At 32.8% G+C, this 15,038-nt stretch carries 13 protein-coding genes and 1 pseudogene; 4 read left to right on the top strand and 10 right to left on the bottom strand.

Going from position 1 to position 15,038, the window contains the following annotated elements:
* Window positions 1-64: 64 nt before the first annotated feature.
* Window positions 65-1,270 carry an AI-2E family transporter gene (locus AMD00_RS01160; RefSeq protein WP_053415272.1) on the bottom strand — a complete coding sequence of 402 codons (1,206 nt, stop codon included), beginning with the start codon at window positions 1,268-1,270 and terminating at the stop codon, window positions 65-67.
* A gap of 87 nt (window positions 1,271-1,357) precedes the next feature.
* On the bottom strand, window positions 1,358-2,302 hold the full coding sequence (locus AMD00_RS01155; RefSeq protein ID WP_053415271.1) for an LCP family protein: 945 nt from the start codon (window positions 2,300-2,302) through the stop codon (window positions 1,358-1,360).
* A gap of 112 nt (window positions 2,303-2,414) precedes the next feature.
* Here AMD00_RS01155 and msrA point away from each other — a divergent pair, with 112 nt between their 5' ends.
* The 4 genes from msrA to AMD00_RS01135 all read left to right on the top strand — a co-directional run bounded on the left by msrA (window position 2,415) and on the right by AMD00_RS01135 (window position 5,910).
* Window positions 2,415-2,942, top strand: coding sequence for a peptide-methionine (S)-S-oxide reductase MsrA (gene msrA, locus AMD00_RS01150; protein WP_053415270.1), 528 nt, complete (start codon window positions 2,415-2,417; stop codon window positions 2,940-2,942).
* Window positions 2,943-3,111: 169 nt separating this feature from the next.
* Window positions 3,112-3,981, top strand: coding sequence for an AEC family transporter (locus tag AMD00_RS01145; RefSeq protein ID WP_407701113.1), 870 nt, complete (start codon window positions 3,112-3,114; stop codon window positions 3,979-3,981).
* Between the two features lie 450 nt (window positions 3,982-4,431).
* Entirely contained in the window at window positions 4,432-5,184 is a 753-nt protein-coding gene (locus tag AMD00_RS01140) for a class I SAM-dependent methyltransferase (protein ID WP_053415268.1), read from the top strand.
* Between the two features lie 306 nt (window positions 5,185-5,490).
* Window positions 5,491-5,910 carry a hypothetical protein gene (locus AMD00_RS01135; RefSeq protein WP_053415267.1) on the top strand — a complete coding sequence of 140 codons (420 nt, stop codon included), beginning with the start codon at window positions 5,491-5,493 and terminating at the stop codon, window positions 5,908-5,910.
* Between the two features lie 502 nt (window positions 5,911-6,412).
* Here the strand turns inward: AMD00_RS01135 and AMD00_RS01130 are convergent.
* The 8 genes and pseudogenes from AMD00_RS01130 to AMD00_RS01090 all read right to left on the bottom strand — a co-directional run bounded on the left by AMD00_RS01130 (window position 6,413) and on the right by AMD00_RS01090 (window position 14,949).
* Window positions 6,413-6,715, bottom strand: coding sequence for a DUF3784 domain-containing protein (locus tag AMD00_RS01130; RefSeq protein ID WP_053415266.1), 303 nt, complete (start codon window positions 6,713-6,715; stop codon window positions 6,413-6,415).
* A 280-nt stretch (window positions 6,716-6,995) separates the two neighbouring features.
* Window positions 6,996-8,090, bottom strand: a complete 1,095-nt coding sequence (locus AMD00_RS01125) for a GerAB/ArcD/ProY family transporter (protein WP_053415265.1) — start codon at window positions 8,088-8,090, stop codon at window positions 6,996-6,998.
* 36 nt (window positions 8,091-8,126) lie between these two features.
* Complete coding sequence (locus AMD00_RS01120; RefSeq protein ID WP_053415264.1) at window positions 8,127-8,360, bottom strand: hypothetical protein; 234 nt, start codon at window positions 8,358-8,360, stop codon at window positions 8,127-8,129.
* A gap of 6 nt (window positions 8,361-8,366) precedes the next feature.
* A complete protein-coding gene (locus tag AMD00_RS01115; protein WP_053415263.1) occupies window positions 8,367-9,575 on the bottom strand; it encodes a Ger(x)C family spore germination protein in 1,209 nt (402 codons plus the stop codon).
* Entirely contained in the window at window positions 9,565-11,136 is a 1,572-nt protein-coding gene (locus AMD00_RS01110; protein WP_053415262.1) for a spore germination protein, read from the bottom strand. Before AMD00_RS01110 ends, AMD00_RS01115 begins: the two co-directional genes overlap by 11 nt.
* Before the next feature lie 637 nt (window positions 11,137-11,773).
* Window positions 11,774-12,259 carry a hypothetical protein gene (locus tag AMD00_RS01105; protein ID WP_053415261.1) on the bottom strand — a complete coding sequence of 162 codons (486 nt, stop codon included), beginning with the start codon at window positions 12,257-12,259 and terminating at the stop codon, window positions 11,774-11,776.
* Window positions 12,260-12,337: 78 nt separating this feature from the next.
* Window positions 12,338-13,497 (bottom strand): annotated as a pseudogene (locus AMD00_RS23780) (M20 metallopeptidase family protein).
* Window positions 13,498-13,551: 54 nt separating this feature from the next.
* Window positions 13,552-14,949 (bottom strand): YfcC family protein, encoded by a 1,398-nt coding sequence (locus AMD00_RS01090; protein ID WP_053415258.1) that lies wholly within the window; start codon window positions 14,947-14,949, stop codon window positions 13,552-13,554.
* Window positions 14,950-15,038: the final 89 nt, after the last annotated feature.

The following is a 15,038-nucleotide window of genomic DNA, read 5'->3' as shown; positions in this document are numbered from 1 at the left end:
TTTTATTTAAACAAATCATACATTTTTCATTGATAATAAAAAAATCGGTAGCAAATGCTACCGATTATTCGTCTTTCCAGTTCTCTACTTCATACTCCATAGTAGGATCTGGTTCTTGTCTATTATAGCGTTTCTTATATAGATAGAACAAATGTGTTACTAACACCTTCAGCACTGCGTAACCTGGTATACCTAGAACAACACCTGGTACACCGAATAATGAACCTGCAGTTAGTAATACAAATATGATAGTAATGGGATGTACATGTAACGATTTTCCCATAACTTGTGGTGAGATAAATTTCCCTTCCACTAATTGTACTATAGTCCATACCACTGCCAGTTTGACCAGCATAATTGGTGACGTTACGATAGCAATAATCGCAGCAGGTGTTATGGCTATAATAGGTCCTAAGTAAGGCACAACACTTGTTATCATCGCTAAGAAGCCTAGCACGATTGCATAATCCATATCGATGATTAAGAAGCCAATTGTAATCATGACACCGATACAAAATGCAACAATAATTTGCCCTTGAATATATGAGCTAATTTGGCGATCTGCTTTATGGAAAAGGTGAGCAGCGTCATCTCTCATACGAGGAGGAAACATTTTCAAAATAAATTTTGGAAGCTTTTCTCCATCTTTTAATAAGTAGAATAAGATGAATGGAACAGTTACGATTGCTAAAAGAATTCCAGTTAGTGTAGAAATCAAGCCTGTAATACCTGTTGCAATACCACTACCCAGTTTTCCCGCTGTATCCTTAACTGTATCACTTAAATCTGTCGTTATATTTGACATTACTTGATCTAAGTCAAAATTGTATTTAGCTAAGAAGGAATTGAAAGTCGATCCTTGTACGAAAGATTGAATTTGATGAAGCATTTCCATAAAGTATTGTGGGAATTCATTAATTAAATTTGTAAACTGACCTTTTAAAAATGGGAATACTAGAATAACTAACAAAGTAATTATACCTGCTAACCCAAGATAAATAATCAGAATCCCCCATACTCTCGGAATTTTCCATTTCTCAAGTATACGCAGAATCGGTCTTAATAGATAATAAGCAATCGCGGCTAAAATAACCGGGAGTACTACTGTTTGTAAAAAAACAATAATGGGATAAAAAATAAAAGATACTTTATCATAGATGAATATAATACAACCTAAAATTAATAAGGTTATTAATCCAAAAAGTAAATTTTTACCCCCTAAGAAACGAATAAATCTCGTTGAAAAAAATGATGGTTTTTCTGGTTCCATCCAATCCCCCCTTTATGACAAAAATGCTATATGAATAGTTTACAGGAAGCATTCAATTTGCGCTAATAATATTATTATACCCCTATATTACTGTTCGAAATCAAGAAATTCCTCTAAAGCTTTATTATTTAAAGCACGATCGATTTCAATGACAGACCCTGCATGAGAATAATTGGCAAATGTATAGCCATGTTCAACTGGGATTGTCAGTTTTTCGATATTTAAATCTCCACCTTTTATGATTGATGCCATTAATGATAATTCATCTTTAGCTGTCATATCAGTTTGAACATAACCTTGAAGTGCTCCTAATAATTTAGGGAAGTTTTTATAATTGCCAGGTGATACAACTTCTTTTTTCAATGCTTCTAGAGCTTTTTGTTGTCGATCTACACGTCCAAAGTCACCTTGTGCATCCGAACGGAATCGAGCAAAGCCTAATAATTCTTTACCATTCAACTGTTGTGTTCCTTTTTTCAGTTTAACTCCGATGTTTTTCGACATATCTTTGTCGACATTAACTTCTACCCCATTCGGTGCAAGTATATCTACCATTGATTCAAAACTTTTAAAATCAATTAATGCATAGTGATTAATTTCTACATCGAACATATTGCTAATTGTATCCTTTAATAATTGAACACCTTCTAAATAATAAGCCGTATTCAACTTATATGATTGATAGCCAGGGATATCTGCATAAATATCTCGCATGAATGATACCATCTTAATGTCATTTGTATCTTTGTTCCATGAAACAAGAATCATAGAGTCTGTTCGCGATTTTGCCTCACCGCGAGAATCGACACCTAAAAGTAAAATATTTTCTATGTTTTTTGATGAAGCTTTATCACCAATAAAGTTTTCTTTTATCTGTTCTTGCCCTTTCGCAAGTTCTAGACCTGCTTTATATTCAGTGTATCCATATACTCCTCCCCCTACTAATAGAAGTAGGATTAAAGTAAAGAACACACGTCCTTTACGAAGTTTGCGTCTTTTTTTACGCACTCGTGTTTGTTGATTTTCTTGCATGATGTATGCTCCTTTCAAGTGAGTATGTTTTTCTAGTAGTCAATGTTGTAAACTAAAAGATGTACAAGATTTCACGTATTAATGACGTCTTTATACTATTGGAGGTTACAACATGGAACAAATTACTAATATAGCTACATTTGCTGGTGGGTGTTTTTGGTGCATGGTCAAACCATTTGCCGAATATGACGGAATACATAAAGTAACTTCAGGCTACATGGGTGGACATTTAGAAAATCCGACATATGAAGATGTAAAAGCTGGTCAATCAGGTCATTTAGAAGTCGTCCAAATTGAATTTGATCCAGCGATCTTTTCATACGAAAAATTACTAGAAATCTACTGGCCACAAGTCGACCCAACTGATGACGGAGGTCAATTCCAAGACCGTGGTGAATCTTATAAAGCAGCAATTTTCTATCATGATACGTTGCAACAACAGTTAGCGGAAGCTTCCAAACAAGCGATAGCTGAAAGTGGAAGATTCAATAAACCGATTGTCACTGAGATTCGTGAAGCAAGTATATTCTATCCTGCTGAAGATTACCATCAAGATTATTACAAAAAAAGTGCCAATCACTATAAAGAAGACCGTGCAAAGTCCGGTCGTGATGAATTTATCAATACAAATTGGAAATAACATCAGTTAACACGTAGTATACTTACTACGTGTTTTTCTTTGAAAAAATAAAACTATTTTTAAAATAGTATTGTCTATATTTTCAAAAGTGGAATAATAAGAAATATCTAATAAATCTAACGGAGATGGTTATTTGTCTTTATTTCTAATTATTTTACCCGTTCTTATAGTGTTTTCTATAGGTTTTATCGGCCAAAAATGTATAGGTTTTGATATTAAATCGATTTCTACCGCTGCCCTATACTTAATGTCACCATTCCTCGCTTTTCGTACATTTTATACGACCCCATTAACTAAAGATTTTTTATACATAGCGATTTTCGCAATTACGTTAACGGTTGTTTTGTTTCTTTGTACTTGGGCAATATCCACTTTACTCAAAGCTTCACGATCAGAGTTTTCTGCAATGATCCTCGGAGCCGTATTCATGAATAGCGGCAATTACGGAGCACCAGTAGTGTTATTTGCTTTAGGTGCTGCTGGTTTTGATATAGCCGTAATTATAATGGTTCTTCAATCACTTCTAATGAATAGTTTAGGCATTTTCTTTGCTTCAATAGGTGGATCACAAAAAGCAACAATACAACAATCCATCCAAAAAGTTTTACGCATGCCCTTAATTTACGCGGCACTAGCGGGTATTACTTTAGAATTTTACCATATTACTATTCCTAAAACAGTAATGGATGGTGTTAGTTTAGTAGCTGAAGCTTCAATTCCAACAGTGATGCTCGTTTTAGGGATGCAGTTGGCTGCTATTTCAGCTAAAAAAGTGGATTATCGCTTAGTTTCGGTTGTATCTATTATCCGTATAATTCTATCACCGATCCTAGCAGCAGTGATTTTATCTTTTATGCCCCTTAGCTCTCTTATTAAAACCGTTTTAATCATCCAATCTGCTATGCCCGCTGCTGCAAATACAACGATGATTGCACTACAGTTTGATACCGAACCCGATTTAGTATCCTTCACTACATTTGTAACTACAATCATTAGTATCGTATCGATTCCGGTTGTACTCTATTTCTTAGGTATTTAAGCTTTATCCATGTATAAATTAATAAATATGTAACAAACGTTGTCATTTACATATAATTTTTTTATTCTTAAATGAAGATTACCGAAAAAATCGATTGATTGGTATAACCATTTTTTTATCGGTGTATTATCTATCAAGTCAAACGGTTTGGTCGAAAATTTCACCATTTTTCTTTAACAAAGGAATTTTAATCGTTATTGTACCGTTGTTTGAAGGAGTTTTTATTTAAACAATATGGGAAGTACAATTCAACTTCTTTGTTTCAATATCAGTATGTACAATTATGTTACTACCCTTTTTCCTGTAAGATCTGTTCTGTTCGAACAACAACTAAAATCAATTAATCAATAATAGTAAAGGCGAAAAATCAATAGAGGGAATCTTCGAATAATTTGATTTTTAATACAAAAATCCATATTCTAATACTATAGATAGGAGTTTAGATATAACATGACAAAACAAAACAAATATGATGAACCAAATTTCTTTTCTGCTTATAAACAAATGCCTCGATCAGTGGATGGACTTGAAGCTGCTGGTGAGTGGCATATTTTAAAAACACTTCTACCAGATCTACAAAATAAGCGAGTACTAGATCTAGGTTGTGGGTTTGGCTGGCATTGTCGATTTGCTCGTGAGCAACAAGCGAGTTCTGTAATAGGCGTAGATTTATCGAAAAAAATGTTGGAAAAAGCGCGTGAAAAAACAGATGATCCTGGCATCACCTATATTCAAGAATCGATTGAAGATATTCAATTCTCAGATGCACAATTTGATGTAGTCATAAGCTCACTAGCTTTTCACTATATTCAGTCATTTGATGCAATTTGCAAAAAGGTCTACGATTATTTAGAAGATGGTGGGTCATTTGTCTTCTCTGTCGAACACCCAATCTTTACTTCAAGAAGTGAACAAGATTGGTATGTCGATGATAAAGGCAATCGTTTACACTGGCCAGTAGACAATTATCATTTTGAAGGATTACGTGAAACATCCTTTTTAAATGAAAGCGTCCAAAAATATCATCGTACGATTTCTACTTATATGAATGATTTGATTAACGCAGGTTTTATTATTAGTGCAGTAAGAGAATCTACACCTTCTGAAGAAATGTTAAAGAATATACCTGAAATGCACGACGAAAACCGTAGACCAATGTTTTTAATGATTGCTGCTAAAAAAGATGGCTCTAAAAATAAATAAGGAAAAAGCGATCCTATACTCTGTAATATTAAAGACAAGTAAATGTACATGATAATTTATTACATCATAACTTATTTAAAATGTTGCACATATTATAAAAATGTACATTACTAAATTCAATTTTAGTGGTGTACGTTTTTTATTTTGCTTTATTGCCCATGGCTTGAAAAATACATCAACAACGTAAAGAGCGTTCAGCTTCTATAGGAATTAATACGATTAATTTTCTCGTTGAATAAGACATTCCAGTGACGTACCACGTATAACAAAATAATCTTTGGTAAGGCTAAATCTGAGGTGATAAATGTGATTCGTAAAATATTATTTACGTCAATTCCTATACTTTTCCTATTTAATCTATTTATAGTAAGTGCACAAAGCACAACAAATATTGAACTTCTTGATATTCAAAAAAATAAGATCATAACAATCCCAACAAATCCCGAAATACAATTAGAGACTAAAAAAATTATTGAGGAAATTGATAATATTGTAAAAAAAATCAACCCTATTCCAGACAAAGGTTATATAGTGAAAATCCCCTTAACGCCATCTCTTCAAATAGAAAATAAATGGGTGACTACTTTGATTGATGAAGTTATCATTATTATCCCCGAAGATGAAAAGCCTTATTTACTCATATTTGATGATGAAAGCAAGCCTCATTTTTTCACCATTAAAACAGAAATTGATGCGTTGCTAAAAACTTTAAATATTTCCCTTTAAAAAGACCACTAATTGGTCTTTTTATTTTGTACACCTCCAACTAACCTGCCCCGTTAGTTGAAAAAGGTACGATTTTACATCTCAATTTTACTGCAATTTTATTTAGTAAATATTCTTAAATATGATTTTAATCACATATAAAAGCTGAACTAATACAAAAATTAGTCCAGCTTAAAAATAACTCATTATAATGTTGCACATTTCATAAAGAATACTGTTGTAACAAGCAAATTACTCTTTTTTGTTAATATATTATTCCTTCAGACCTTTAAGCGAATATCATTGCATTGATTTTCTTATTATCATGAACTCGTCTCTCGAAAACAATTTATCTTTACTTAATCTTAGTTCCTTTTTACTACCTGTACATTCCCCTATTTTATACAGCTTATTCATAATAAATCCACTCGTAATAGGAAGCTTAACAGTAATAATAAGTCTATGTATTCTTCATAAATTAAAATCCGCTCATTCCTATGAACAAGCGGATTTTATACAATATTTAATAATGTTGCTTTCTTGTATAAAGTACCAAAATGATTAATAACAACACCATGATGAATGAGATTAAGTTTAAAAATACATGCCCAAAGTATTTGAAAAAAGGGGTGATAAAAAGTAAACATGCAAAGGCTATACAGAATAAGCCGTTGTTTTTCGCAAATTTTGATTTATCGCCCTTGAATTTTTGACCATTATATCCTGCAACTAATTCAACATCTTCTTTTTTATAGATAAATAACCCTAAGGCTAAAAAGCAAAGACTGATCAAACTTGTAATCATAATGTCGATTAAAGTAGCCAAGTTTACTCCTCCTTAGTGCTTATTTTATTTCATTTAATAAAATCTATGCATGGAAGATGTCTTGCTTTAATAATTATATCCTCTAAAAGTTAATGTTATTTAATTGTTTTGTAAATTTTCGTTCATTTTATATAAAATTCTTGAAGAATATCTCTAGAAATAGCTTATATTCTGTGATTATATCTAATTAGGACTAATTCTTATTCATCGAATTTAAATGAGCAACTGGTATATTTTCACAAAATATTTACAAAAAACTCTTTAAGTGGATAAGGTTTTTTTACTCACTTTTTATTTTTCTAATTTTAGCAACAATTAATAATACTAAAGGTAGTAATAAAGCAAATGTAGCTGAATATGGTATCCAGATTTCCTTATTAAACTTTAGTTGATGGATTACATCAGGATGGATCATTTGAGAAAGAGCAACCATACTTAATCCTAAAGGTAATATTAGAGATCTATAATTCTTTAGCTTGAGTATCTGTGCAATCCCTACAACTGACACATGAAAATAAAAAAAGATCCTAACATACAGTGTAATAATCCATAAGAGAGCCATAGTGATTTCAATACGTTGAATAAAATTACCTATAGAAATCCTTTGTGCCATTGCATAACTAGGGAAAACCCGGTGAGCCGTATCAGTAGGACCAAGAACTAAGACACATAAAGTAATCAAGGTTATTAAAATAATCCCCCCAGCTATAGCACCTATATAAAAACCTTTTGTTCCAGATTTAGGAACATTAATAGCAACAGGGAATACCATTAACATTACGACCAACGGAAATGCAAATTCACTAATAAAAATCAAAATACCGTTGATTATTGATTTAGGATTAGAATTTAAAACAGGCTCCAAATACTCTATATCTACTTGTGGAGAAATAAAAACCACAAAGAATATAAACAGTAAAAAAAATACGGGAAAGAGAATTTCCGTAGATCGTGCAAATGTTTCTATTCCTAAATAAGTACCAAACATGATCACAATCATGAATAACCCACTAAATGCTACGAGAGGTGTTTCAGGCATAACTTCAGTACGCATGAAATCGCCTAAAAAATATAGAAGTCCAGTTCCAGAGAGATACGTAAATATTAGAAAAAAAATTACAATTATCTTTCCAACATATTTCCCAAGAACTTTTTCAATCAATTGAACTAAAGATAATTTAGGAGAAATATTTCCAACAGTGATATAAAATTTCACTAGTAATAAACCGATCAATACTCCTAATACAGCTACAACCCATGCATCTTGCTTCACAACTTGTGTTAAGGTTGCAGGTAAAATTAAAATAGCTGCTCCTATAGAATAAAGCATTACAATTATTGCGAATTGTCTTACACTAATAATCTCTTTTCCCATAGTCTATTTCCTCTTTTACTGTTAAATTATGCCGCTTTATTTAAATGCCATCTTAATAAATTCTCCCATTGGCTTAAAGATTACAATGATTAAATCATAAGGATTTGGTACTTTTACTTTTAAAGCTACAGCTATACATAAAGTAGTACTGATGAATAGTAATATTGAAAAGGTCCAAATCTCTTTTTTTTCACCATTCTGCTTTAGTTTTGGTAATTGAAATAACAAGATGGCAGTAAAGATGATTAAAATTCCAATTGTTTTAAACATTCTCCATTACTCCTTTTGTTCATATAGCTGTGAATTTCTCAAGGTTCCTAATCCCTTTGTCTTAATATTTACTTTTACATTTATTTTTGCTTTAGGAAAAATCGCTTCTTCCCATTTACCTTTTATCTTTTTCCATTCTTTTGGGTGAGAACGATAAATCTTTTCCCCAAAGCCTACTACATCAACTTGGTATTTGTTTTGTAATTTCTCAATTAAGCTTTTTATTCTCTTTTCAATCTGTTTGCTTTCTTTTTCATTAAATTGCTTTATTGTATTGGAATCTGTTAGGTCAATTTGACATTCCACTTCTCCTATATTTTGTTCAACATTAATATTGACATCAAATTCAGGAATATCTTTTATTGATTTTACTTTTATTTCTGTTTTAGAATTAATTACTTGTGTTGCAATATTCCCGTCATTTTTTGGACATGAGACACTTTCTATCGTACTTTCTATTTCATCTCTTAAGTAATTATAACTTTTACTTTCTTCTTCATTTAAAATACCAACTAACTTATCATCTTTGAAAATTGATAAACCACTGTACTGCAATAATGCAGGAGTGTTAACAATTTCCATATTAGTTTGGTCATTCCCTATTTTTTGGTCCCCGATTATTTCTACGGTTGTTAAAGCAGCACTTTTAATATCGTTACTTAGATGGTTGATTAATTGATCTAAACGCATCTTTGATGTTACACCCCATTTTTTCTGAGAAACCTCTAATGAAGAAAACAATTTATTGGCTGGAATCTTTTCTAAAGGCGTTAAAATATTTAAGACTTCTCTTGCAGTAGATTTACTTGAAACAACTATATAAAAATTATTCCGTACTTCATGATCCCTAGCTAGGAGTTCTAACGTCGGTTTAATCCCATCATTTGCCATCCCCTCACCGATTACCATTATTTGAAGATGAGATAAATAGATTGCCCTTGAAGATATTAATGTCATTTTTCTTATTGCTTCAAAAATTGTTTTACCCTTTGTTGTATATGTTACTACTGATGTTCTACTACTTGATTGTTTAATTGAAAGTTCAGAAGGATCGACAATTTGAACAGTAACTTCAAATTGATCGTCTACTCTATCTATACCCAGCGCCACTCCAATTGCTAGTTCATTTAATTCACGTTTACTCCAACATCCTGTTAATAAAAGCGTAATTGAAAGTAAAAATAGGATAAACGTTATTTTTTTTCTAACTTTCACCTAGATCACTCCTACCCTTTTTTCGTACTAGCTTCTGTTCTCTTGTTACATTCTTTTGATTAACTAGACGTGGTCTTGTTAAAAGTGAACCGCGTGAAAATAGTACAATTGCATCCTTTTGGTCAGATGGTATCAATGGTGCAAATGGTGCTGTATACGGTATACCAAAAGACCTTAAACTACAAACATGAAGGATAATTGCAAAGGCACCCATCATTACCCCGAACAAACCAAACATCGCAGCTAAAATCATTAAAGGGAATCTTAGCATTCGAATTGAATTTGACATTGCATACGCTGGTGATAAAAAACTACAAATGGCTGTTATTGACACAATAATAACCATTACTGCTGAAACAATCCCTGCCTCTACTGCAGCTTGTCCAATGATCAATGTCCCGACTATGGATACTGCTGGACCTATGACTCTTGGCATTCGTAGGCCGGCTTCTCTTAATATTTCAAATGCTATTTCCATAAGAATTGCTTCGATAAAAGCTGGAAATGGAACCCCTTCTCGTTGAAGTGCAATACTAATCAACATGGGCGTTGGTATCATTTCTTGATGGAATGTAGTGATTGAAATGTACAAAGAAGGAATCATTAACGAAACAAATATTCCGCCATATCGTAAAATACGAATTAATGTGCTTATAATCGATCGTTGGTAATAATCCTCTGCTGCTTGTAAAAACGCAGGAAACAATGCTGGAACAATAAGAACAAAAGGAGAGCCATCAACAATGATAGCCACTTTTCCTTCTAACAATGCTGCTGCAATAACATCTGGTCGCTCTGAATTAAAAACGGTTGGGAACGGGGTGAATTGAGAATCTTGAATTAACTCTTCTATATAGCCGCTATCCAGTATGCCGTCTATTTCAATTTGATCTAATCTTTCAAGAACTTCTTTTACGATTTTATCGTTTGCTATTCCATTGATGTACATAATCGCAACATCTGTTTGTGTTATATCTCCAATAACTCTTGATTTTATCCAAAGGTTTGGGTCTTTTATCTTTCTACGAATTAACGCTGTATTCGTACGGAGTGTTTCTGTAAATGATTCCTGAGGTCCTCGAATTACTGATTCCGTACTTGGTTGTGATATTGCTCGATCTTTTGAACTTTTTGTACTTGTAGCAATACCTTTTGTTTGGCCTTCTAAAAGAATGACTGTTTCTCCATTTAAAACAGCACGATATACACTCTGAAGATCATTTACATCTTCCACATCACCTACTGTTAAGCAGAAATTCTTCAGATATTGGATGATATCTTCTTCGCGTGTTTCGGGTGTGGAATCTATATCTAGCATAAGTGATTCCATAATAAAATCAGTAATTGCAGTTTTATCAGCAAGGCCATCAGCATAAATAATTGCAATCCGTTGTTTATCTGTTTTAAGAATGTCTACTTCTCGAATAATAATATCGTTACTGTTCCCCATTACTTTCTTGATGATTTTCACATTCTCAGCAAGGCTTTTAAGAAGCGGATCCTTAGTTTTATTCTTTTTGGATTCAGGAGAATTTGAATTATTATTTTTTGAAAAGCTCAATTAGAATTCCCCTTTCAAGTGGATATTAGTATTAAAAAAAGTATGTACTTGTTTACAAGTCATTAAACAAAATTTGTTATTGAATAAAATTTATTAACTCAAAAACCCCACTTCTACCAATCAAAATCGGTGAAAGCGGGGTTTAATATTTAAAAATTATCATTTGATTATTACGAAACTTTTTGAATCGATAATCCATTACCGATGTTGTTTCCTGTACTTATGAGGTAGAAGCTTGCCACATATCGATATTAACCCATAAGTTTTTGGCATATATATTTCCATCCACTTCATGACATATCAACTCCTCTTTTTATTCCTTATAGAAAATTTATTTCCTTAAGGAAACTTTATTATAATATATTTCCTATTTCTGTTTTGGTTCACTATTCAGTGAGGAAATTTATTTTTATATTTATACCTATTTCAATCCAAAGTAAGTACAATTAGCTATTCCGATTATTAGTTCACTTAACAAATATCAGCAAACCAGACGAAGGGACATATTGGGACTATGGGTTATAGTTTGATAAGAAATTCTCAATAATTAAAAACGCAAGGTTTTTACACCCTGCGTTTTTTGATGTTTAGCTGTCAAATTTATGTTTAAATAGCAGGCTTATAATAAACAACTCTTTTAGCTTACCCAAGATTCTTTTAGTTTCTTTATTCGCCAAGTACCACCTTTGTAGTGAACTGTACTTTCTACTCCAATAGCTCCTTTTGCTGATCTGTATTTCGAACCATTAAAGAAGATATTGTTTTTTACGTTAAAATTAACTTTTTGAACAGTGAGAAGTACTCCGTCTAAAGCAGAGGTATCTTCATTATAATATCCTTTTTCTTTTAATTCATCGAAAGTAGCGTCCATCACTTTAACTTTATATTTATCTTCGAAATAGTCTAAAATAGATTTTTTCTGTTTTTCATTTACTGCATCAAAATTACTCATATCAATCGCTATAAATTTCATATCATCATTCAATGATTCGTCTGTTTCCATAATCGCGTTTAAAGCAATGCTATATATTTCACTTGCATGTTCTTTTGGATTTATGTCAGTGTTGCAGGCTGTAAGTAAAAGCGTCAGCATAAATAGCATTGCCATTAGTCTATTTTTCATTTTCCTCCCCCGATATAAATTATTACTAATATTATTAATTCTTCTTTATTAGAACATTATCATCTTTTATACGATTTTTTAAATATTATTAGCTTGATATAGATTAATTGATTTTTCTTCACCCGCTAAAAAATGGATAACCGATTGTGAAATCAATGTAGCTGCTGGAACTAGCATTGACTCGTCGATATCAAATTTGGGATGATGATGCCCAAAAGTTTCCCCTGGCCTACCGATACCAATATAAGTATACATACCTGGAATCACTTCCGTATAATTAGAAAAATCCTCGCTTCCAAGTATCGGAGTAATCTCCTCTACTCTTTTTTCACCAAATAAATGAATAGCATTTTTCTTCACCATTTTATATAGCCGGTCATCATTCACCAATGTAGGGTCCCCATGTAAATACTCCAATTGATATTTTGCACCGAATGATTCACATAATCCACTTATTATTTTATCCATCCGATTATGGATTTTCTCAGCAATTTCTTTTCCGAATTGTCGCACAGTTCCCGCTATATACGCTGTATCTGGAATAACATTATAGTTAGTTCCAGATTTTAATTCACCAATACTTATAACTGCCTGCTCAAGAGGATGTAATGACCTACTAATAATAGTTTGAATCTGTGTTATAAACTGAGCAGCAATAATGGTCGGGTCCACAGTTTCATTTGGCATTGACCCATGCCCTCCATTACCAAAAATAGTGAGAGTAAATTTATCACACCCTGCCATTGTTGGCCACTACGAACACCTATTTTACCTAATTCTAAAGGCTCCCATAAATGAAAGCCAAAAATTGCGTCTGCATCTTTTAAACCACCACTATTTACGACTTCAATCGCGCCTGCTGGAACATCTTCTTCGGCGTGTTGAAATAGAAATCGTATTTTCCCTACGATTTTATCAGAATGTTCTTTAAAATAATGAATCAATCCTAATAAAATTGCCATATGTCCATCATGTCCACAAGCATGCATAACTCCATCTATTTTTGAAGCGAAGGGTAAACCCGTTTCTTCAAATACCGGTAGAGCATCCATATCGGCTCTTATGATAACAGTCTTACCAGGTTGTTGCCCTGCTATTTCGACTGCAACATCTTTCCCTGAGAATGTGAAGGGTTTTAATCCTAAATTCTCTAATTCTTTAATAATATATTTTCTAGTATTGACCTCATCATAAGATACTTCTGGATATTGATGAAAATGTCTACGGTAGTCAACCATGATTTGATGTAAATTAGATATATTCAACATAACACCTCCTACTATTTTGTCTGTTTATTGATAATTGATTAATTGAGCAATGGTCACAAAAATAGCTCCGAGAACATAATGAATAGCGATCAATGGCCAAATCCACTTCACCCATTTAATCCACGAAATACCTCCTAATGCTAAACCGGCCATAAAATAACCAGAAGTAGGTGTGAAAATATTTGAAATACCATCACCAAATTGGAAAGCTAATACTGCTGTTTGACGAGTAACCCCTAATAAATCTGATAATGGAACCATTATTGGCATCGTTAAAGCGGCTTGGCCACTACCCGATGGGACAATATAATTTACTAAACATTGCACTATATACATGCCAAGTGCAGCTAGTTGCGGTGGTAATGAGTCTACAGCAGAAGCCAGGCCATATAAAATCGTGTCCATTATAAGACCTTCTCTTAAAATAATTAGAATTGCATTCGCAATACCGACAACTAACGCACCCATTATTAAAACCTCACAACCTTTAATAAACGACTCAGCCATACTACTAAAATTCATTCTTGAGACTAGACCAATGAGTATACCCATTATTAAAAACAGCCCTGTCATTTGTGTTAATCCCCACTCAAACCTAATGACACCAACAGCTAGTCCAACTAGTGTCCCTAATAATACAAAGAAAGCGAGTTTATGTCGTGTAGTAAAAGGAAATGTTTGATCGGAATCTGAACTATCTATGAGTGCATTTTTTTCGCCGAACATAACACTTGCCTTTGGATTCTTTTTTATTTTATTTGCGTAACGCATGACATACCAAATACTTACCGTTAAAAAAATGACAAAGAAGATAATTCTTAAATACATACCTGAGAAAATGGGTAATTCTGCAATTCCTTGTGCTATACCAACCGTAAATGGATTCATAAATGCAGCCGTGAATCCTGCAGATGTTCCGAGTAGTACAATAGCTGTCCCTACCATCGAGTCAAATCCAATTAGAACTGCTAAAGGGATTAGAATGGTAATATAAGGAATAGTCTCCTCGGCTAATCCTAACATTGCACCTGATAATGCAAAGAAAGTCATTAATACAGGGATTAAGAGTTGCTCTCTGCCAGCAATCTTTTTCGCCATGCTATGAACTGCCCCTTCTATAGCCCCAGTAGCACGCAATATCCCAAATGCTCCACCTACAATAAAAATATAAAAAATTAGAGGAGCTGTGGCAATCATCCCTTTATGAATCGACTCAAATACATTTAATATTGTCGTTCGATTTTCTGGTATTTCATGATAACTTCCAGGTACCACAATCGTTCTACCATCTTGTTCGATACGATCAAATTCTCCAGCTGGAATAATGTAAGTACAAATAGCTCCAATTATAATGAAAGAAAATAAAATGACATACACATGAGGAACTTTGAACCTACCCTTTTTCTCTGTTTGCATTTCCATAATCAACACCCCTTTTACAATTACTATCAAAACGCCTTATTAATAGTCTGTTATTCAATCTACTTAACAATCTAGGTTCTATTAAATAA

This window comes from Viridibacillus arvi (assembly GCF_001274945.1).
Taxonomy (GTDB): domain Bacteria; phylum Bacillota; class Bacilli; order Bacillales_A; family Planococcaceae; genus Viridibacillus; species Viridibacillus arvi.
The sequence above is the reverse complement of the archived record's forward strand: the minus strand, read 5'-3'. Positions and strand labels throughout refer to the sequence as shown.

What these genes read in the sequence shown, in the direction of transcription:
- AMD00_RS01090 (WP_053415258.1), bottom strand. Translation starts at nt 14,949, where the DNA reads ATGGAAATGCAAACAGAGAAAAAGGGTAGGTTCAAAGTTCCTCATGTG.
- AMD00_RS01105 (WP_053415261.1), bottom strand. Translation starts at nt 12,259, where the DNA reads ATGAAAAATAGACTAATGGCAATGCTATTTATGCTGACGCTTTTACTT.
- msrA (WP_053415270.1), top strand. Translation starts at nt 2,415, where the DNA reads ATGGAACAAATTACTAATATAGCTACATTTGCTGGTGGGTGTTTTTGG.
- AMD00_RS01120 (WP_053415264.1), bottom strand. Translation starts at nt 8,360, where the DNA reads ATGTTTAAAACAATTGGAATTTTAATCATCTTTACTGCCATCTTGTTA.
- AMD00_RS01160 (WP_053415272.1), bottom strand. Translation starts at nt 1,270, where the DNA reads ATGGAACCAGAAAAACCATCATTTTTTTCAACGAGATTTATTCGTTTC.
- AMD00_RS01155 (WP_053415271.1), bottom strand. Translation starts at nt 2,302, where the DNA reads ATGCAAGAAAATCAACAAACACGAGTGCGTAAAAAAAGACGCAAACTT.
- AMD00_RS01140 (WP_053415268.1), top strand. Translation starts at nt 4,432, where the DNA reads ATGACAAAACAAAACAAATATGATGAACCAAATTTCTTTTCTGCTTAT.
- AMD00_RS01125 (WP_053415265.1), bottom strand. Translation starts at nt 8,090, where the DNA reads ATGGGAAAAGAGATTATTAGTGTAAGACAATTCGCAATAATTGTAATG.